The following is a 19,065-nucleotide window of genomic DNA, read 5'->3' on the forward strand; positions in this document are numbered from 1 at the left end:
ATGGGCAGCCTGGAACTGATCGCGGTGGTCTCCGGAGCCGCCTGTGTGGCGGGCCTGCTGCTGGCCGTGGTGGCGTTGGTCGGCACCCGTCGACCCCCGGGGGCACGCCCAGGTGGGGGGTCCAGCCTCGGTCGGCTCTGGCGCGGACCTGGCAGCACGCCTGCCGAACAGAGGTCCTACCAGGCGCTGCTGGTCGCCGCGCTGATCGCGGGAGCGTTGGCGTTCCTGCTGACCGGGCTGCCGGTGGTGGGTCTCCTGGTGGCGGTCGCGGTGCCCGGAACCCCGTGGCTGTTCGGTGTGGGCAAGGCCGAACAGCGGGCGATCGCCCGGATCGAGGCGGTCGGCGAGTGGACCCGCCGACTCAAGGACGTCTCCAGCACCGGGCAGGGCCTCCAACAGTCGATCATCGGCACGATCGGCAGTGTGCCGCCCGGCATCGAGGACGAGGTACGGCTGCTCGCCGCCCGTCTACAGGCCGGCTGGATGGCCCGCTCCGCGCTGTTGGCGTTCGCCGACGAGATCTCCGACCCGGTCTGCGACCAGGTGGTCGCGGCGTTGATCCTGCACCTCTCCGACCGGGGCGAACGGCTCGGTGACGTGCTCGGCTCGATCGCCGGCGCGGCATCGGCGGAGGTGGCCACCCGCCGGGAGATCGAGGCCAAGCGCACCCAGCCCCGGTTCGCGGTCCGCTTCCTCACCGGAATGACCCTGGCGACCCTCGCGTATGGACTGATCAACACCGAGTACATCGAGCCGTACGGCACGCCTGTCGGTCAGGTGGTGATGGCTGTCCTCGGTGCCGCATTCATCGGCCTGCTGGCCTGGGTGCGGTCGATGAGCCAGCCGCAGCGGCCGGCCCGGTTCCTCCCGGCGCCCGACCCGAGCGAGGTGATCGCATGATGGTCAACTGGCAGTTGGTCACCGCGGTGTGCGGCGGCGCCGGCATCGGGTTGGGCGTGTTCCTGGTGATCCGGGAGCTGGTACCGGCGACTCCGGCGCTCGGGCCTGCACTGCGCCGGCTGCACCAGCCGCCGGGCACCGGCCAGGTCGCCGCGCCCACCTCCCGCCGGTTGGACTGGTTGACCGGGTTCTCCCGCTGGCTGCGGCCACCGCACCGGCAGCTCGCCCTGATCGGCCAGACCTCCGAGCAGTACGCGCTGTCGGTGCTGCTCTCCGCGCTGATCGGGCTGGCCATGCCCACAGTGCTCGGGGTGGCGCTGGTGGTGCTCGGCGTCTCGTTCCCGCTCGTCGTACCGGTGCTCGGCAGCCTCGGCCTGGCGATGGTCGGCGCTCTGCTGGCACACCGAGCAGTGCTGACCAAGGCCGACGCCGCCCGCGACGAGTTCCGTCAGGCGGTCTGCACCTACCTGGATCTGGTGGCGTTGCAGCTCTCGGCAGCGCACGGGCCGGTGCAGTCGCTGGAACGGGCCGCGGCGGTCTGCGACGGCTGGGTGTTCGACCGGCTCCAGGAGTCGCTGCGGATCGCCCAGATGCAGATGCACGCGCCCTGGGACGAGCTACGCGACCTCGCCGACAAGATCGGCATCCCGGAGCTGGGCGACGTCGGCGCGATTATGCGCTCCTCCGGCAGTGAGGGCGCGCAGGTGCACGAGACCCTGCGCAGCCGGGCCGACTCGTTGCGCGACCAGATCCGCACCGACAACCTCGCCCGCGCCGAGGCTGTCACCAGCAAGCTCGACATCCCGGGCGCGCTTCTCGTCTTCGTGCTGCTCGGCTTCGTCGTCTATCCGTTCATCGCCCGTATCTGACCCCACCCCCGAAGGAGCACGCCATGTCCATCCTCAGCTATCTGCACGTCGTGCTGACGACGCGCCTGGCCGAGCTGCGCCGCGACGGCGAGCGCGGCGACAGCCCTGTTCCTACCGCTGTGATCATCTTCGGGCTCGTCTTCGTGGCCACGATCGTCACCGGGCTCGCCCTGAGCAAGGCCGATGACTGGATGACCAGCATCCCGACCCACGAGAACCCGACGGCCCCGAAGTAGCCAGCATGAGCAGAGCAGCGCGCCCGAGGAAACGCCGGACGGTCACCGCCGCCCGGCGTCACCTCGCGGGCGTCGACCGGGAGCGAGGGGCCAATCCGGTCGAGCTGGCCGTGATGATGCCGCTGATCCTGGTGCTGCTCTTCGCGTCGATCCAGATCGCGGCCGTCTTCCTTGCCCGCTCCACGGCGTTGAATGCCGCGCAGAGCGGCGTCAACGCACAGCGGTCCTATCAGGCGGCGGGCGGTGTCGGGGTGGAGAGCGCCACCCAGTTCCTGGAGACCGCCGGCGGCTGGCTGGTGGGCTGGAAGGCGACCAGCCCGAGCTGCGTGATCATCGACGACATCGAGGTGACCTGCACGGTGAGCGGCCGGTCCCTGTCGGTGGTACCGGGCGTGGACTTCGCGGTCCAGCAGACCGCCCACGGGACGGTGGAGAGGGTGACGCCGCCGTGAACCGCACGGCCGAACGCGGCTCGGTCTCCATCGAGGTGGCGGTGCTCGCGCCCGCGTTCATCGCGCTGATGGTGCTGGCCGGAATGGCCGGGCGTACCGCGCTCGCCGCGGAGGCGGTCGAGGCCGCCGCCCACGACGCCGCCCGGGCCGCCTCGATCTCCCGGGGGTCGAGCGCCGCGGAGGCCGCAGCGCGGGACGCCGCCCAGAAGCAGCTGGACTGGCACGGTCTGGCCTGTAGGGGCGAGCTGGATCCCGAGTTCAAAAGTTCGGTGGGCACGGTGACCGCCGGCGACTTCGACCACGCTTTCAACAGCGATGTCGGTCAGGACGCCACAGTGACGGTGGAGATCGTCTGCCTGGTGTCGTTCGACGACATCCTGCTCGGCATCCTGCCCGGGATGCCCGGCGAGAAGAAGGTCTCGGCGACGTTCACCTCGCCGTTGGACCGCTACCGGAGCCGACAATGACCCCCAGCAGGCCGCCACCTGACCACTCGCACTCGGGTGAGCACGGCCGGGTGAGCATCTTCCTCGCGGTGACGATGATCGGAGTGCTGGCCATCATCGGCCTCTCCTTCGACAGCGCCGGGCAGCTCCGCACCCTGCAACGCGCCCAGAACCTGGCCGCCGAGGCGGCGCGGGCCGGCGGCCAGGCCATCGACCGGGCCACCGCCATCGAGGGCGGACCGAAGCGGATCGACCAGGAAGAGGCGGTCAAGGCGGTCGACAACTACCTGGCCGTCGCCGGCACCGCCGGTCACACAGTGAGCTTCCCGCAGGTCGGCGGGGAAACCCGGATCCGGGTGACAGTCACCATCACCTACCACCGCTCGATGCTCGGACCGTTCGTCAGTGGCAAAACGGTCACCGTCACCGGCGAGGCGACCGCGAGTGCCATCACCACAGCACCATAGGAAGGAAGGCAGCCATGCCCGCATCGGGTGGGTCCGTCGTACGACGGACCGGACGGATCCTCACCGGCCTCGGCGCGCTGGCCGTGCTCCTGTTGCTGCTGGCCGGTGCGCCGATCGCGTTGCTGGCCTTCGCCGGAAACCCGCTGCCCGACCATCTCCCCACGATCAGCGAGGTGGGCACCGCCCTGACCAGCCGGGACGACGGGCAGCTCTTCCTGCGCGCACTTGCCATAGCCGGTTGGTTCGGCTGGGCCACCTTCGCCTTCTCCGTTCTCGTCGAGCTGGGTGCGCAGACCCTGCGTCGACCTGCGCCGAGGTTGCCCGGGATGGGCCGTCAGCAGAAGGCCGCCGCCGCGCTGGTCGGCTCGGTAGCGCTGATCCTCGTCGCCAGCCCGGCCGCTGCGAGCGCTGCCGCGTTCTACGGCCCTCCGGCGTACTCGGGCTCGGGCACGCCGACGGTGGCCACCCTGGCCGCGCCGACCCGCGCGGGCGCGACACCGGACACGGCAGCCCCGCTGGCCCGCAGCGGGCCACTCGGGTTGGCCGGGACGGAGGTGGCCGCACCGAGCGGATCGGCGGCGAACGGCGAGGCCGCGCCGGTGTACCGGGTCGCCCGGGGCGACTACCTCGGTGAGGTGGCCGAGCGTTATCTGGACGAGTTCGGTGACTACCGACAGCTCGCCAAGCTGAACAAGCTCGACGACCCGGATCGGATCCGCCCCGGCCAACTACTCCGGCTGCCGTCGGAGGCTGCCGACCAGGGGGCCCGCGAGCATGCGAGCGGCAGGCTGGTCGGCCGGCCCGCAGCGCCGAAGCCGCCCGCGCCCCGGCCGGCGCCCGAACCTGCCGCACCGGAGCGGGTGGACCCGGCACCACCCAGCGGTACGCAGTCAGCGGGCCAACCACCCGCGATGACTGTCGGCGCAGCCCGGGCCGGTGCGGACGACCGGGTTAACCGACCGCTCGCGGTCTCCGCTGTACTGGCCGTGGCGAGCATCGTCGGCGCCCAGATCGGCGCGGTCCTGGGTCTGCGTCGACGCCCGGCCACGGCCGGGGCGGCTCCCCGGTTGGCTACGTCCTCCCGTAAGCCCCGGGGCAGCACGTCGCGGAGCACGGGCAAGACGTCGCGGAGCACCGGCAGCACGGGCCGAGCCACAAGCGCCGCCGGGCGGACCACCGGCGGAGCGGCTGGAAGCGGTGCGGCCTGGGCCGCCAGCCGGGCAGCCGCAGCCATCGAGGCTCCGCCACCACCCGCCGGCAGCGGGATGGCTGCCCCCGGCAGCACGGCGTTCCCCGGCGGTGGAATGGCTCCAACCGGCGGCTCGCCGCCCTACGGCGGCACGGCACCTCACGGCGGCGGGGTCGATCCCACCGGCGCGCCGGGTTGGGGCGATGACGACGGTTGGGCTGGTGACGGCGCCGAGGGTGGGCTGTTCACCGGCGGGCACGGTCTGGATTCCGTAGCGGACGGGCCACCGGTAGGCCGCCATCGACGCAGCTGATCCGGACCGGTCCGGGAACGATCCGGGCCCGACCCGATCGGAACCCGGCGCGATCAGATGTCTCCGTCACCCGACGACCCTCGCAGCGGGCCCCGGGGCGAGGTGTTCGGAGAGCGAAAGCCGTCAGGGCAGGCGGGTCTGGAGCACACCGTTCTCGATCCGGGTGGGCAGGATCTGCTGGTCGTTGCCGGACGGCCCCTGCACGACCTCGCCGCCGTTGAGGCGGAACGCGCTGCCGTGCCACGGGCAGACCACACAGGCGTGACCGTCGATCTCCTGCACCTCGCCCTCGCCGAGGGGCCCGCTCTGGTGCGGGCAGCGCTCCAACATCACGGTCACCTCGTCACCGTGCCGGTAGAGGATCACCGAGATGTCGTCGTCCACCTCCCGGGTGATCAGGGTGCGCTGCGGCAGCGTCGCCATGTCGACGAGCGAGTGCCAGCCGTCGGTCATCCGGCGCAACTCGGAGATGCTCTGGTTGACCTGCGCCCCCTGCTTGTACGCGAGGTGACCCCCGATGTACGCCCCGAGGCTGACGGTGGAGAGGCCGAGGAAGCCGAGAGCTCGACCGACGCCGTGCCGGCCGGACATCCGGGCGGCCAACGAACCGGCGTACAGCGTCAGGCCGACGGTGTTGGCGGCGGCGTGCACCAGGCCGACGCGGCGCTGGTCCCGGGCGAGCGCCGCCCAGTCGTTCAGCCCGGCGATCGCCGCCGGCACGGCGCTGACGGTGCCCAGGCCGACCAGCATGGTGGCGGGTCGGCGTTGCCCGGGCATCAGGTCCAGGACCGCGGCGCTGATCCACGCGCCGACCGGCACCTGCACCATCGCCGGGTGTAGTGGGTGCCCGATGGTCACCCCGTGCAGCAGGTCCCGCAGCCGGCGCGGACGCAGCGTGCCGAGGACGACTCGCTGCAACCGGTCACCCGTCCGGTCCAGCCTGGATGCCTGCTCAACTTTCGTCAAAAGTGCTCGCACCCGTACCGACTTCCCGGCGAAGGGGGTCGCAAACCGGTCTCGGGCGACAAAACTGTCACTCAGCGCGATCTTGTCGTTGCGGCTCGGCGATCCAGGGGCGACCTCCGGCCGAAGCCGCAAGATCGACCGGGATTGTGGGTGCCGGGCGACGCGGGCATGCTGAGCCGATGGGTGTGCGGGTGGAGCGTTCCGGGCCGGTGACGACGGTCGTGCTGGATCGGGCGGCTGCTCGCAACGCCGTCGACGGGCCGACCGCTCGGGCGCTTGCCGACGCCTTCCGGGCGTTCGAGGCCGACCCGGACGCGTCGGTCGCCGTGCTCTGGGGCGCCGGCGGCTCGTTCTGCGCCGGGGCGGACCTGAAGGCGATCGGCACGCCGAGTGGCAACCGGGTGGAGCCGGAGGGAGACGGGCCGATGGGTCCGACCCGGATGGCGCTGAGCAAGCCGGTGATCGCGGCGATCTCCGGGTACGCGGTGGCCGGCGGGCTCGAGTTGGCGCTCTGGTGCGACCTGCGGGTCGCCGAGTCCGACGCGACGCTCGGGGTGTTCTGCCGCCGCTGGGGGGTGCCGCTGATCGACGGTGGCACCGTCCGGCTGCCCCGGCTGATCGGTGAGAGCCGGGCGATGGACCTGATCCTCACCGGCCGTCCGGTGTCGGCGGACGAGGCGTACACCATGGGGTTGGTCAATCGGGTGGTGCCACCCGGCCAGGCGCGGGCGGCGGCCGAGGAGTTGGCGGCGACGATCGCCTGGCACCCGCAGACCTGCCTGCGCAACGACCGGGCGGCGATGCTGGCCGGCGCGGGGCGAGGAGAGCCGGAGGCGCTGGCGACCGAGTTGGCGTACGGGATGGATTCGCTGGCCACTGACGCGGCGGCCGGTGCGGCCCGGTTCGCCGCGGGCGAGGGCCGACACGGCGCGACGCCGCCGGGAGGGTGGGACCTCCCGACGGCGTCGGCTACCGGCTAGCTCAGTTGCGGATGATGGTGAACGTCGAGGTGGGGTTCTGGATGTCCACCGCGTTGTTGCTCAACCGGAGGTTGTTGAAGGTGACCGACCCGACGGCCGGCCCCTGCCCCGCCTCCGGCATCGGGTTCGCCCAGATGGCGAAGCCGGACTTCGCGTCGTAGGCGTCCCCGCTCTTCCGGGCACCGCTGATCGAGACGTTCGTGAAGACCGTGTCGGTGATGGGGTTCTGCGGCTGCCCACCGACGTAGTTGGTCTGGAACATGATGCCGCTGTAGGTCGGATCGATGATGTCGACATCGCTGACCCGGATGCCCTGGAACACCTTCGAGGCGGAGAAGACCCAGATCGCCGGGAAGGTCTGCCCACCCCAGAAGTGCCCACCGGCCCGGACGATCGAGATGTTCTCGAACCGGGTCGGCGGGTTGGCGCCGAAGCCGTTCATCGGGTAGCCGAAGTCGAGTGAGCTGATGGTGATGCCGGAGTAGACAAGCGTGTCCGCGATGTAGATGTTGCGGAACGTGTTGCCGTAGCCGCCGTACACGGCGACACCGGCGGCCCGCCAGGTCAGGGTCGAGGTCAGGTTCTCGTAGATGTTGTCCTTCATGTCGGCGCCGCCCGCGTCGATGGCCGAGAACAGCGCGAAGCTGTCGTCGCCGGTGGCCCGGGCGTCGTTGTTGCTGACCAGGTTGTTGGTGCTCCCGTTGGTCATGTTGATGCCGTCGGCGAACATGTTCCGGATCCGGGAGTTCTTGATCGTCATGTAGTCGGTGTTCGCGCCCCAGTAGAGGCACACCATGTGCTCGTTCCAGATGTTGTCGATCACGATGTTCGACACGTTGGCGAAGTCGAACACCTTGCCCGGACCGTCGATCCGGGAGGTGTAGTTGCCGAAGTAGGCGAAGTTCTTGAACGAGGAGTTCGCCGCCGAGTTCTCAGCCCGGAAGCCGATGTCGGTGTTGTCCTGGCCCGACGGAGCGTTGAACCGGGTGTACCAGGGTCCGGCGCCGGTCACCTGGACGGCCTTGCCGTACACCTGGAACTTCGACGAGGTGGAGTAGTTACCAGCCGGCAGGTACACCCCGACCAGGTTGCCGGTGGTGTCCATCCGCACCCGGTCCAGGGCGTTCTGCACGTCCTGGTGGGTGAAGCCGGTCGGCGTGGTGTAGCGCGCCGGGTCCGGGTTGGCGATCGGCGCCACCTGCTCGGTGTTGATGAAGTCGATCGCGTACGTGGTGGTGTTGGCCGGGTCCTTCTGGAGGCGGATCTTGCTGCCGGCCGGGACTGTGGAGTTGAGCATGACGTTGGCTTCGTCGTAGATGTGCCGCGGTCCGCCCGCGCTCGGCGAGTTGCCCGGGCTGGCCTCGTTGCCATAGAGCCAGGCGTACCGGGACGTCAGGTCGATGGCCTTGTGGAAGGTGCCGTTGACGTAGACGTTCAGCGTCGAGTTGATCCCACCGCCGCCCGGTGCATCCGGGATGGAGAAGCGGGTGACCAGCGTGTTGGTGCTGGCCCGGGTGGTGAACTCGACGTAGCTGCCGCTCGAGTTGAGGGTCACCGCCCGACGGCCGGACGCCTCACCGGCCAGGTCGCCGATCTCCCGGTTCGGCCCGACGACTGCCGCGCCGCCGCCGACCACGCCGTCCTCGGCCTCGTACATGTCGTACGGCATGTTCGCGCCGCGCCCCACGAAGAGCGGGCGGTCACTCGTGTTGTTGGCCTGCTTGACCGGCAGCTCGTTGCCGTCCACGGCGAGCACCACCCGGACGGTGTACTTGCCGTTCGCGGCGGTCCAGGTGCCCAGGTTGATCGGGCCGACCGTCGCACCGGCGTTGATCACACCGGAGTACGAGCCGGTCAGGGTACGGACCACGGTGCCGGACTCGTTGAGCACGGTCAGGGTGATGCCGTGCGCACCGGAGGCGGAAGCCTGGTTGCCGGCGTTGCGGATGGACACGGAGAAGGTCACCGTGTTGCCCGCCGACGGGTTGCCCGGCGACCAGGCGACCGCCGAGGCGACGAGGTCGGAGCTGGCGACCGCGGCGACGACCAGCGGGCTGGGGTTGGTGTAGCTGTTGTTGGTGTCGTCCTGCTCGACGACGGTGTTCGACTCGTCGACCTTCGCGCTGAGCGGGTAGCTGCCCGAGTCGCGGGTGCCGATGCTGGCGCTGACGGTGGTCGACGCCCCGGCGGCGAGGCTGCCGACCGACGCGGTGCCGACCCGGGTGGAGCCCAGGTAAAAGTTGACGTTGGTCGCGCCGGAGGTCGCCGAGCCAGCGTTGCGCACCGTCGCGGAGAGCGTGATGGTGCTGGTCTCCACCGGTGCGGACGGGCTGAACGACATGCCGGTCACTGTCAGGTCCGGGTTCGGCGCCGGGGTGCCGAAGACCTGGAACTCGGCCACCTGCCCGGCCGGAGCGCCGGTGTTCGAGGCGATCGAGAGCCGGACGTCGGCCGCCGCGCCGGAGACCGGGATGGTCACCGTGTTGCCGCTGCCCGGGTTGAAGGCGTAGTTCGCCGCACCGACGAGGGTCGTGAAGCTCGACGAGCCCTGGTCCCGGCCGAGCACTGTGATGTTCTGCGTACGCGCGCCCCAGGCCGAGTCCGGGTTCAGCTTGATCACGACCTGGCTGAGGCTGGCGTTAGCGCCGAGCTGCACGGTCAACGTGCTCGGGTTGCCGTTGCCCTCCCAGTAGGTGGCCACGTTGTTGTCGTTGGCGTTGGTGGCCACGAACGTGTGCACGAAGCCGGAGGCGGTGATCGGTTTGCCGATCGCCAGGTTGCTCCCGGTCGGCGGGTTGCCGGTGCCGGTGCGCGTCACGGTGTTGCTGTTCGCCGACTGGTTGCCGGCCGCGTCCTTGGCCCGGACGTAGTACGACACCGTGGCGCTGTCCGCCTGGCTGTCGGTGTACGTGAGCGTCGAACCATTGACGCTGCCGCGCAGCGCGCCGTTGGCGTAGACGTCGTAGCCGGTCACGCCGACGTTGTCGCTCGACGCCGACCAGGTGAGTCGGATCTGCCCGCTGGCCGGCTGGGTGTACGCCAGGTTGCCGGGGGCACTCGGGGCCTGGGTGTCGGTGCTGCCGGTGGCGCCGTACACCTCGACCTCGGAGAACTGCGCGGCCGGCCAGCCGGTGTTGCCGGTGACCTGCACCCGCACGTAGCGGGTGCTGGCGGCGGTGAAGCTGACGGTCGCGGTGTTGCCGCTGCTCGGGTTGAAGGTGTAGCCGGCGGACGCCTTCAGGGTGGTGAAGGACGAGCCGTTCGTCGAACCCAACACCGACAACGTCTGCGTACGGGTCTGCCAGTCCGACGCGGGTGGCAGCTTGAGCACCACACGGTCCACGCTGACAGTGGCGCCCAGGTCAGCCTGGATCCACTGCGGGAACGCGTTGTTGGCGCTCTCCCAGTAGGTCGACGCGTTGCCGTCGTTGGCGTTGCCCGCCACGTAGTTCTGGTTGTAGCTGCTGGCGGTCATGGTGGCGGAGAGCCCGGCGAGCATGGCCACCCGCGCGGCGGCCGCCGACGCGTCGACTGCCGGTGCCGCGCTCGCCGCGGGGATGGCGACCGGGGCGGTGGCGAGGAGCATCCCGGCGAGCACGCCGGCCAGTAGCCGCCGGTGTCCGGTGCGGGGGACGGGATTGGGCGCGCCGGGTGGCGGCGTGCCTCGTCTGGTGCCGTTGCTGGACATGGGGTCGCTACACCTCTTTCGGGGGTGGGTGTGGGGTGCGTTGCCCGGTGACGGGTGCAGGGGTACGCCCGTCGTTCCGCGACAGGTGGGGGACGGTGCGGTTGGGGCGGGCTGGACGGCCGACGCCGCGTTGCGTCGAACCGCCCCGGACCGGTGGCCCCGCCCCGGTCGGACGGGGCCACCGGCTCTAGCTGGAATAGACCTCGAACTCGCTGAGCTGACCTGCCGGCCAGCCGCTGTTGCCGGTGACGGTCAGTCGCAGGTACCGCTGGTTGGTCGCCGTGAAGGTCACGGTGGCCGTGTTGCCGCTGGCCGGGTTGAAGGTGTAGCCCGCGGACGCCTTCACAGTGGTGAACGTCGAGCCGTTTGTGGAGCCGAGCACCGACAGCGTCTGCGTACGGGTCTGCCAGGCCGACGACGGGGGAAGTTTCAGCACGACCCGGGACACCGACCGTTCGGCGCCCAGGTCCACCGTCAGCGACTGCGGGAACGCGTTGTTGGCGCTCTCCCAGTAGGTGTTCGCGTTGCCGTCCACAGTGTTGGCGGCGACGTACACGTCGGAGTGGCTGGTCTCGGTGACCGATCGCCCGGCCGCGAGGTTGCCGCTGGGTGGCGGGGTGGTCGTGGGTGGCGGGGTGGTCGGGGGCGGGGTGGTGGTCGGCGGTGGTGTGGTGGTCGTGCCGCCGTACACCTCGACCTCGGAGAGTTGCGCGGCCGGCCAGCCGGTGTTGCCGGTGACGGTGACCCGGAGGTAGCGGCGGTCACCGGAGGGCAGCCCGATCGACACGGCGTTGCCCGAGCCGGGGGCGAAGACCCGACCGGCGGACGACGCCAGCGTGGAGTACGACGACCCATCGGTGGACCCGAGCACCGAGAGCGTCTGGGTGCGTTGCTCCCAACCGCTGGGCAGCTTGAGCACCACCCGGTCGACGGACCGGGACGCGCCCAGGTCGATGGTGACCGACTGCGGGAATGCGTTGTTGGCGCTCTCCCAGTAGCTGGCCGCGTTGCCGTCCACCACGTTGCCCGCCACGTAGTTCTGGTTGGTGCTGGTAGCGGTCGTCGACCGGCCCAGCGCCAGGTTCCCGCCGGTCGGGGGCGGCGTGGTCGGGGGCGGCGTGGTCGGCGGCGGGGTGGTGGTCGGTGGCGGCGAGGTGGGTCCGCCACCCCACTGCGGGTTCGGCCACGGGCCGCAGTACGGGGTCGGGGTGTACCAGCCGGAGTTGCCGGAGCCCTGGGTGATCTGGAAGCCACCGCCCACGCAGTTGTGCATCGGGTTGCTCTGCGCGATGTTGGTGGCCCGCACGTTGGTGAAGGACACCTGGCTGGGTGCCTGCACCTGGAGCGCGTACGTGCCGGCGCCGTCGATCCGCACGTTGGAGAGGTTGATCCCGCTGGTCTGGCCCTCGATCCAGTGCAGCGCCGCGTACGAGCTGTCCAGGATGTCGGTGTCGGTGATGTTGATGGTGGCCTGCTGGAACGACTCGTTGAGGGCGGAGAACCAGATCGCCCCGACACCGAAGTTCCAGTTGTAGTCCGAGTTGCCGTTGCGGATCAACGTGTTGCGGGCGATCGTCCAGGTGCCCCGGACCGCGGTGTCGCCCTGCACACCCGGATAGCGGTTCGCGACGTGGATGCCGCCGCCGTTGGTCAGCGAGTCGGCCGTCACGTTGTCGGTGATCTTGATGTCCCGACCGCCGTAGCTGACCAGGTGGTTCGCCAGCAGCGTCACGCCGATGGTGTTGTGGGTGAAGGAGTTGTTGACGTTCGGCACGCTCTGCGCCCACATCGCCAACGCGTCGTCGCCCGTGTTGCGGACGAACGTGTTGGTGACCGTCGAGTTGGTCACGCCGGTGTGGAAGTTCACCCCGTCCGCGGTCTGGTCCAGGATCCGGCTGTTGCGGATGGTGAAGTTGTCCATCGGGCCGTCCATCCACGCCCCGACCTTGGTGTTCTCCAGCCACAGGTTGTCGACCACCGAGTTGGTCATCGCCCCGCCCAGCGCGTTCACCTGGTCGTCGTCGACCCGCTCGCGGATGTCGCCGATGATGGCGAAGTCCCGCAGCGTGACGTTGCGGCTGGGCCCGTTCGCCTCGTGCGCGCGGACCGGCCCGGTGTAGCCGCCACCGGGGACGTACTTGCCGTAGATGCCGACGGACCGGTTCCGCTCGGTGGGGTGTCGGCCGCCGAGCACCGAATACCAGGGACCGGCGCCACGCAGTGTCACCCCGTCGACCACCACGTGGTCCCAGAGGGTGAACGTGCCGGTCGGGATCCACACCGCCCGGCCCTGGGCCTTACCGGCGTCGACAGCTGCCTGGAACTTCGCCGTCGAGTCGGTCGCGCCGCTCGGGTCCGCGCCGAAGTCGGTGACCACGTCGATGACACCGGAGGGCTTGGCGATCGGCGCGACCAGCTCGAAGTCGGCCAGGTCGATGGTGAAGGTGGGCGACTGGGCGGTCGAGGAGACCTGGAGCCGGATCTTCGTGCCGGCCGGCTGGGTGCTGCCGAACAGCGCCCGGGTCTCGTCGTAGAAGTGGTGCGGGTTGGTGTCGCCCGGGTTGTTGTTGAACGGGTAGCCGCCGTAGTACCAGCCGTACTTCGACGTGACCGGGACCGACTTCAGCAGGTTGCCGTTGGCCCGCAGGTCGATGGTGGCGTCCCGGCCGGTGCCGGCCGGGTTGTCCGGCAGGCTGTACCGGAAGGTGACAGCGTTCGCCGGGGCGGTGAGGGTGAACTCGACGTACTCGCCGACGGCGTCGAGGGTGACCGCCTCACGACCGGACGCCTCGGACGGCAGCGTGCCGTAGCGCCGGTCCGGGCCGATCTTCGTGCCGTTGTGGGCGACCTTCTCCGCCTCGTGCTCGACGAACGGCACTGTGGCGCCCCGGTTGGGGATGTCGAAGGGGGACAGCCCGGCCGCCGAGGCAGGGGTTGCGGTGCCGGTGACCGCGAGAGCAGTCAACGAGGTGGCGGCGAGCAGGGCGGCGGCAATGGCGGCCAACCCTGCCCGGGTCGGGTGTCGAAGGTGGTGCGGCGTGCCGGTGGTGTGGTTGGCCATGAGCTGCGCTCTCCCTTTCGTCAGGCAGGCCAGATCCCCCCGTGTCGGTGCGGCGCGTCCCCCTCGTTCCTCCTTCCGTTCGGGTGGCGTGGTGCCGGCGGCCGGGACGGGTCGCCGGCACCACGGGGAGCAGGATCAGGTCAGGTCAGCCGCCGTGGCGGTACGCAGCCAGACCGCGGTGTCGGACGGCAGCAACCCGTCGTCGAGCGGCCCGCTGGCCAGCAACAACTCCCCCTGAGCTGGCATCGGCACCGGCGCGGTGGACAGGTTGACGACGCAGACGAAGCCGCCACCACGGCTGAACGCCAGCACCCCGTCCGGGGCGGGCAACCAGGTCAGCTCCCCGTCGCCGAGCGCCGGGTCGGCCCGCCGGGCCTGGATCGCGGCCCGGTACAGCTCCAGCATCGAAGCCGAGTCGCCGGTCTGCGCGCTGGCCGTCCGGTCCTTCCAGTCGGCCGGCTGGGGCAGCCAGGGCGCCGCGGCACCGGCCGGGCTGAACTCGAACGGCGGCTCGTCGCCAGCCCACGGCAGGGGTACGCGACAACCGTCCCGGCCCGGGTCGACTCGACCGGACCGTTCCCACATCGGGTCCTGACGCAGCGCGTACGGGATGTCCTCGACCTCGTAGAGGCCCAGCTCCTCGCCCTGGTAGACGTAGGCGGCACCGGGCAGCGACAGCGAGAGCAGCGCGGCGGCCCGGGCCCGGCGGGTGCCCAGCTCCAGGTCGGTGGGGATGCCCTCGCGCTTGGCCGCGAAGCTGAACCTGGTGTCGGCCCGACCGTAGCGGGTGACGTGGCGGGTGACGTCGTGGTTGGAGAGGACCCAGGTGGCCGGCGCGTTGACCGGCGCGTGCGCGCTCAGCGTCCCGTCGATGCTCTCCCGCAGGGCGGAGGCGTCCCAGGCGCAGCCCAGGAAGTCGAAGTTGAACGCGGCGTGCAGCTCGTCCGGGCGCAGGTAGTTGGCGAACCGCTGCCGGTCCGGCAGCCACACCTCACCGATAAGCGCGCGGTCGTCGTACTCGTCGGCGACCCGACGCCAGCCCCGGTAGATGTCGTGCACGCCGTCGAGGTCGTGGAACGGGTGCGGCTGGTCCGGGTGGACCTCGGGCAGCGTCCCGTCCTTGACCAGCAACCCGGCCGAGTCGATCCGGATGCCGTCCACACCCCGGTCGAACCAGAACCGCAGGATGTCCTCGAACTCCGCCCGCACCCGGGGGTGGTCCCAGTTGAAGTCCGGCTGCTGCGGGGCGAAGAGGTGCAGGTACCAGTCGCCGGGGGTGCCGTCCGGGTTGGTGGTGCGGGTCCAGGTCTCGCCGCCGAACTCGCCCACCCAGTCGGTGGGCCGCTGGTCACCGTTGGGGCCCCGGCCGGGCCGGAACCAGAACAGGTCCCGCTCGGGCGCGTCGGGCCCGCCGGCGAGTGCCGCCTGGAACCAGGGGTGCGCGTCGGAGCAGTGGTTCGGCACCACGTCGACGATGGTCCGGATGCCCACCGCGTGCGCCTCGGCGATCAACGCCTCCACCTCGACGAGGGAGCCGAAGACCGGGTCGATGTCGCGGTAGTCGGACACGTCGTAGCCGGCGTCCGCCATCGGCGAGGGGTACCACGGGCTGAACCAGATGGCGTCGACGCCGAGCGCGGACAGGTGATCCAGCCGGGACCGGATGCCGGCGATGTCGCCGATGCCGTCGCCGTTGCCGTCGGCGAAGCTCCGGGGATACACCTGGTAGATCACCGCTCCACGCCACCACGGACTGCTGTCTGCTGTGGACACGAGCACCTGCTTTCTGGGTCAGTACGTCGGCGGGTTCGCCGGACCTGTATGTGTGTCGGACGAACGGTCGTTGTTCGCCGCGCGGGGTGTTGCGGTCGTGGCTATCCCTTGATGCTGCCCGTGGTCAGACCGGACATGATGTTCCGTTGGAAGATCAGGAAGATGATGACTGTCGGGATCGCCGCGATGACCGAGGCGGCGATCACCACGTTCATCGGCGTGCCGCCGGCGAAGGCGTAGATGCCGACGCTCACCGTCCGGGTCTCCGGCGACGGCATGACCAGCTTGGGCCAGAGGAAGTCCTTCCACACCGCCGTCACGGCGAAGATCGAGACGACGCCGAGGATGGGGCGCGACAACGGCAGGATGATCGACCACAGCGTGCGCAGCGACGACGCCCCGTCCATCAGGGCGGCGGCCATCAACTCCTCCGGAATCGAGTCGAAGAACCGCTTCAACAGGAAGATGTTGAAGGCGTTGGCGACCAGGGGCAGCCAGATGGCGAACGGTGAGTCGAGCAGGTTGATGTGCAGGATCGGCAGGTCGATCACCGTCACGTACTGCGGAACGATGAGCACCATCGCCGGGATCATCAGCGTTCCCAGCATCAGGGCGAGAATCACGTTGCCGAAGACCGGTCGAAGTTTCGACAGCGAGTACGCGGCGGCGGTGTCGAGGACGAGTTGGAACAGCACCGCGCCGGCCGCGTAGTAGAACGTGTTGAACAGCAGCTTGGCGAGGTCCAGGTTGTTCCACGCGTCGATGTAGTTCTGCGGCTGCGGGTCCTTCGGGAACAGCGAGGGCGGGCTCTGCGCGATCTCCTGACCGGACTTCAGCGCGCCGGTGACCATCCAGTAGAGCGGCCCGAGGAAGACGAGGGTGAAGCCCACGACGACGACGGTGAGCAGGGTCCAGTAGATGAACCGGCCGCGCCCACGGCGGAGTTGCGCGTGAGAGATGAGGGTCCGGGTGCCGGAGTCCTGTGCCATGTCTCGCCCGTCCTAGTCCTGTTTCGCGCTCAGCCGCAGGTAGGCGGCGGAGAAGCCGGCCAGCACCACGAGCATGAGCACGCCGAGCGCCGCGGCGCCGTTGAGATCGTTCTGGAAGAAGCCGTGCTGGTAGATGAGGTACGCCACCGACGTCGCGGAGTCCTCCGCGCCCGCGCCGTTGGCGAGGATTAGCGGCTCGATGAAGAGCTGCATGGTGGCGACGATCTGGATCATCGCCAGCAGCGCGAGGATCAACCGGGTCTGCGGGATCGTCACGTGGCGGATGCGCTTCCAGATGCCGGCGCCGTCGAGCTCGGCGGCCTCGTAGAGCTCACCGGGGATGTTCTGCAACGACGCCAGGTAGATCAGCACCGCGCCGCCCATGTTCATCCAGGTCGACGCGAGCACCATGGCCGGCATCGTCATCTCGGGTGACTGCATCCACTGCGAGGTGGGCAGGTGCAGCGCCTTCAGGATCGCGTTGAAGAGACCCGCCTCGCTGGGGTCGTAGGCGTAGAACTTGAAGAGGTACAGCGCCGAGGCCGGCGGCAGCATCACCGGCAGGTAGACCAGGATCCGCAGGTATCCCTTGGCGTGCCGGAACTCGTTGAGCAGGACCGCCACGAAGAACGGCACCGCGTACCCGAAGACGAGCGCGAGCAGCGTGAAGTAGAGCGTGTTCTGCCAGGCCGGCCAGAAGCTCGGGTCGGCGAGGATGCGGGAGTAGTTGTCCCAGCCCACCCACGTGGTCTCGCCGCGCCGGGTGCGCTGGAAGCTCATGACGATGCCGCGGACCATCGGGTACCAGGAGAAGACGACGAAGCAGAGCACCGCCCCGATCAGGAACGCGTGACCGGTGAGGTTGTCCCGTACCTTGCGGCCGAGGCTCGTGCGCTGCGGCCTCGCCGAGTACGGCGACGGCGGGCGGCCCGGTTTCCTGGGGGTCTCCGGGACGGTGGTGATCGCCAAGGCAACTCCTGGGTGAGTCGGTGACGTCGAGATGCGCTGCGGGTGTGGTGTGTGGGGGCCGGGTCGGCGTCCCGGCCCCCACACGCTCGGTCAGCTCTCCGCGGCGAGGAGCTGGTTGACCTTCTCCTCGGCGGTCTTGAGCAGTGCGTCGATGTTCGAGTTCGGGTTGGTCAGCACACCGGACATCGCGGCGTCGAGCACCGCGTAGACCGCCTGGGCGTTGCGCGGCTCACCCTTGATCGGGACCGGGGTCGCCTCGAAGAGCGCGAAGTTCGCCGTGTCGACGTTCGCGTTCGCCTTACGCAGCTCCAGCTCCTGCTTCTGCGCGTCACTCCCGTTGGCGAAGAGCAGCGGCTGGGGCAGACCCACCGGGTAGTTCTGCGGCTTGGCCCGGACGTAGTCGAACTGGCCCTTGCCCGGGGTGAGCTTCTGGTACGCAATCCACTTCAGACCGGCCTTGACCTGCTCGGGAGTGAGGTCCTTCTTGAAGAAGTAGCCCTCGCCACCGCCGAGCGTCCCCTTCGCCGCGCCGTCCTGGCCGGGCAGCGGAGCCATCGCCCAGTCCTGGAACTTGCCCTGGAACTGGCTGACGATGGCCTGGGTGGCGTCCGGCGCTCCGATGAACATGCCGACCTTGCCAGCGCCGGCGTTCGTCAGCAGGTCGCCCCACTGGAGCAGCTGACGGGCGCCCATGCTGTTGTCGCCGTACCGCATGTCCTTGAGGTTCTGCAGAACCTGCTTGCCCATGGGGTTGTTGAAGTCGGCCTTCTTGCCGTCCTCGCTGAGCACCCGGCCGCCCTGCGAGTAGAGCAGGGAGGTGAAGTGCCAGCCGCCGGTGTTGCCGGCGCTGTACTCGGAGTAGCCGGCGATGCCGTTGCCGAGCGCGGAGATCTTCTTGGCGGCGGCCCGGACGTCGGCCCAGGTCTTGGGCGGGTTGTTCACGTCCAGCCCGGCCTGCTGGAACAGGACCTTGTTGTAGACCAGGCCCATCGAGTAGTTCTTCACCGGAACGGCGTAGAGCTTGCCGCCGTCGGTGAAGACCTCCTTGAGCGCCGGGTCGACGCTGTCCCAGGTCGGGATCGCGTCCTTGTTGACGTGCTGGCTGATGTCCATCGCCTGACCGGAGTCGAGCACCTGCTGGAGATCGGTCATGTACCCGTAGAACACGTCGGTCACGGTGCCGCCGGCCAGCCGGGCGGTGAAGTCCGGCGGGTTGTTGCACTGCTCGCCGACGCTGACGCTCTTGATGACGATGTCCGGGTTCTGCTTCTGGAACTCGGCGACATCGTCGTTCCAGTTCTTCAGCAGCTCTTTCTGGGCACCGACCGGCTGGCAGTCGACAGTGATGGTGACCTTGCCGCCGGCGGTCGCGCCCTTGTCGTCACTCTTCGTGGAGCACGCCGTGAGGCTGAGCCCCAGGCCGGCCACGAGCGCGACCGCCGCAGCCTTTCGGTATTGCGGTACGGACATCTGTCCATCCCTTCGGGAACGGGTGTCTCCAATGACCTTCGCTGATCTGCGGTGATGCGACCTGACGCCCAGTAGCTGCGCCGGAGCCAGGTGTGAGTGGAGTCACTGTAGCGAGGCCGACTCATTTCAGCAAGGTGTCGACCCTGAGACGAAAGGACACGACGTGATGACGACAGATATCGGCAAGAGGCTGAAAGCAGCCGGGAATATCGCCCTTTGCTCCTTTATGACGGGTCATTCAATCGATTCGATGAAGTTCACTGTGAGCAACACGAAAACGGCCGCCGACCGCGTGGG

The 19,065-nt window shown here is 69.6% G+C and carries 14 protein-coding genes and 1 pseudogene; 8 read left to right on the plus strand and 7 right to left on the minus strand.

The genetic code is table 11. From position 1 onward, the window contains the following. The 7 genes and pseudogenes from FHU34_RS00255 to FHU34_RS00285 all read left to right on the plus strand — a co-directional run. Positions 1-900 carry a type II secretion system F family protein gene (locus tag FHU34_RS00255; protein ID WP_145778139.1) on the plus strand — a complete coding sequence of 300 codons (900 nt, stop codon included), beginning with the start codon at positions 1-3 and terminating at the stop codon, positions 898-900. Further along, positions 900-1,769 carry a type II secretion system F family protein gene (locus FHU34_RS00260; RefSeq protein WP_145785377.1) on the plus strand — a complete coding sequence of 290 codons (870 nt, stop codon included), beginning with the start codon at positions 900-902 and terminating at the stop codon, positions 1,767-1,769. The genes FHU34_RS00255 and FHU34_RS00260 overlap by 1 nt, the downstream gene beginning before the upstream one ends. A gap of 23 nt (positions 1,770-1,792) precedes the next feature. Further along, complete coding sequence (locus FHU34_RS00265; protein ID WP_145778140.1) at positions 1,793-2,005, plus strand: hypothetical protein; 213 nt, start codon at positions 1,793-1,795, stop codon at positions 2,003-2,005. Positions 2,006-2,010: 5 nt separating this feature from the next. Beyond that, the gene (locus tag FHU34_RS00270; RefSeq protein WP_145778141.1) at positions 2,011-2,457 is read left to right on the plus strand and encodes a TadE family protein; all 447 of its coding nucleotides are present in this window, start codon (positions 2,011-2,013) and stop codon (positions 2,455-2,457) included. Beyond that, entirely contained in the window at positions 2,454-2,924 is a 471-nt protein-coding gene (locus FHU34_RS00275; RefSeq protein WP_145778142.1) for a TadE/TadG family type IV pilus assembly protein, read from the plus strand. Before FHU34_RS00270 ends, FHU34_RS00275 begins: the two co-directional genes overlap by 4 nt. Beyond that, a complete protein-coding gene (locus tag FHU34_RS00280) occupies positions 2,921-3,370 on the plus strand; it encodes a pilus assembly protein TadG-related protein (protein WP_145778143.1) in 450 nt (149 codons plus the stop codon). The genes FHU34_RS00275 and FHU34_RS00280 overlap by 4 nt, the downstream gene beginning before the upstream one ends. A gap of 14 nt (positions 3,371-3,384) precedes the next feature. Further along, a pseudogene (locus FHU34_RS00285) lies at positions 3,385-4,452 on the plus strand (LysM peptidoglycan-binding domain-containing protein); the annotation flags it as partial. A 543-nt stretch (positions 4,453-4,995) separates the two neighbouring features. Here FHU34_RS00285 and FHU34_RS00290 read toward each other — a convergent pair. Further along, positions 4,996-5,850 (minus strand): Rieske (2Fe-2S) protein, encoded by an 855-nt coding sequence (locus FHU34_RS00290; RefSeq protein WP_145778144.1) that lies wholly within the window; start codon positions 5,848-5,850, stop codon positions 4,996-4,998. Positions 5,851-6,017: 167 nt separating this feature from the next. Here FHU34_RS00290 and FHU34_RS00295 point away from each other — a divergent pair, with 167 nt between their 5' ends. Continuing rightward, positions 6,018-6,818: a crotonase/enoyl-CoA hydratase family protein gene (locus tag FHU34_RS00295; RefSeq protein ID WP_145778145.1), complete on the plus strand. Its 801-nt coding sequence runs from the start codon at positions 6,018-6,020 to the stop codon at positions 6,816-6,818. Between the two features lies 1 nt (position 6,819). On the opposite strand, the gene FHU34_RS00300 is transcribed toward FHU34_RS00295, so the two are convergent. The 6 genes from FHU34_RS00300 to FHU34_RS00325 form a co-directional block, all read right to left on the minus strand. Further along, positions 6,820-10,506: a galactose-binding domain-containing protein gene (locus FHU34_RS00300; protein WP_145778146.1), complete on the minus strand. Its 3,687-nt coding sequence runs from the start codon at positions 10,504-10,506 to the stop codon at positions 6,820-6,822. Between the two features lie 187 nt (positions 10,507-10,693). Next, a complete protein-coding gene (locus FHU34_RS00305) occupies positions 10,694-13,567 on the minus strand; it encodes a galactose-binding domain-containing protein (RefSeq protein WP_145778147.1) in 2,874 nt (957 codons plus the stop codon). Positions 13,568-13,702: 135 nt separating this feature from the next. Next, positions 13,703-15,340, minus strand: a complete 1,638-nt coding sequence (locus FHU34_RS00310; RefSeq protein ID WP_145778148.1) for a glycoside hydrolase family 13 protein — start codon at positions 15,338-15,340, stop codon at positions 13,703-13,705. 101 nt (positions 15,341-15,441) lie between these two features. Beyond that, positions 15,442-16,329, minus strand: a complete 888-nt coding sequence (locus FHU34_RS00315) for a carbohydrate ABC transporter permease (RefSeq protein WP_145778149.1) — start codon at positions 16,327-16,329, stop codon at positions 15,442-15,444. Between the two features lie 12 nt (positions 16,330-16,341). Next, positions 16,342-17,298 carry a carbohydrate ABC transporter permease gene (locus FHU34_RS00320; protein WP_145778150.1) on the minus strand — a complete coding sequence of 319 codons (957 nt, stop codon included), beginning with the start codon at positions 17,296-17,298 and terminating at the stop codon, positions 16,342-16,344. A 90-nt stretch (positions 17,299-17,388) separates the two neighbouring features. Next, a complete protein-coding gene (locus FHU34_RS00325) occupies positions 17,389-18,768 on the minus strand; it encodes an ABC transporter substrate-binding protein (RefSeq protein ID WP_145778151.1) in 1,380 nt (459 codons plus the stop codon). Between the last annotated feature and the right edge of the window lie 297 nt (positions 18,769-19,065).

This window comes from Micromonospora taraxaci (assembly GCF_007830095.1).
Taxonomy (GTDB): domain Bacteria; phylum Actinomycetota; class Actinomycetes; order Mycobacteriales; family Micromonosporaceae; genus Micromonospora; species Micromonospora taraxaci.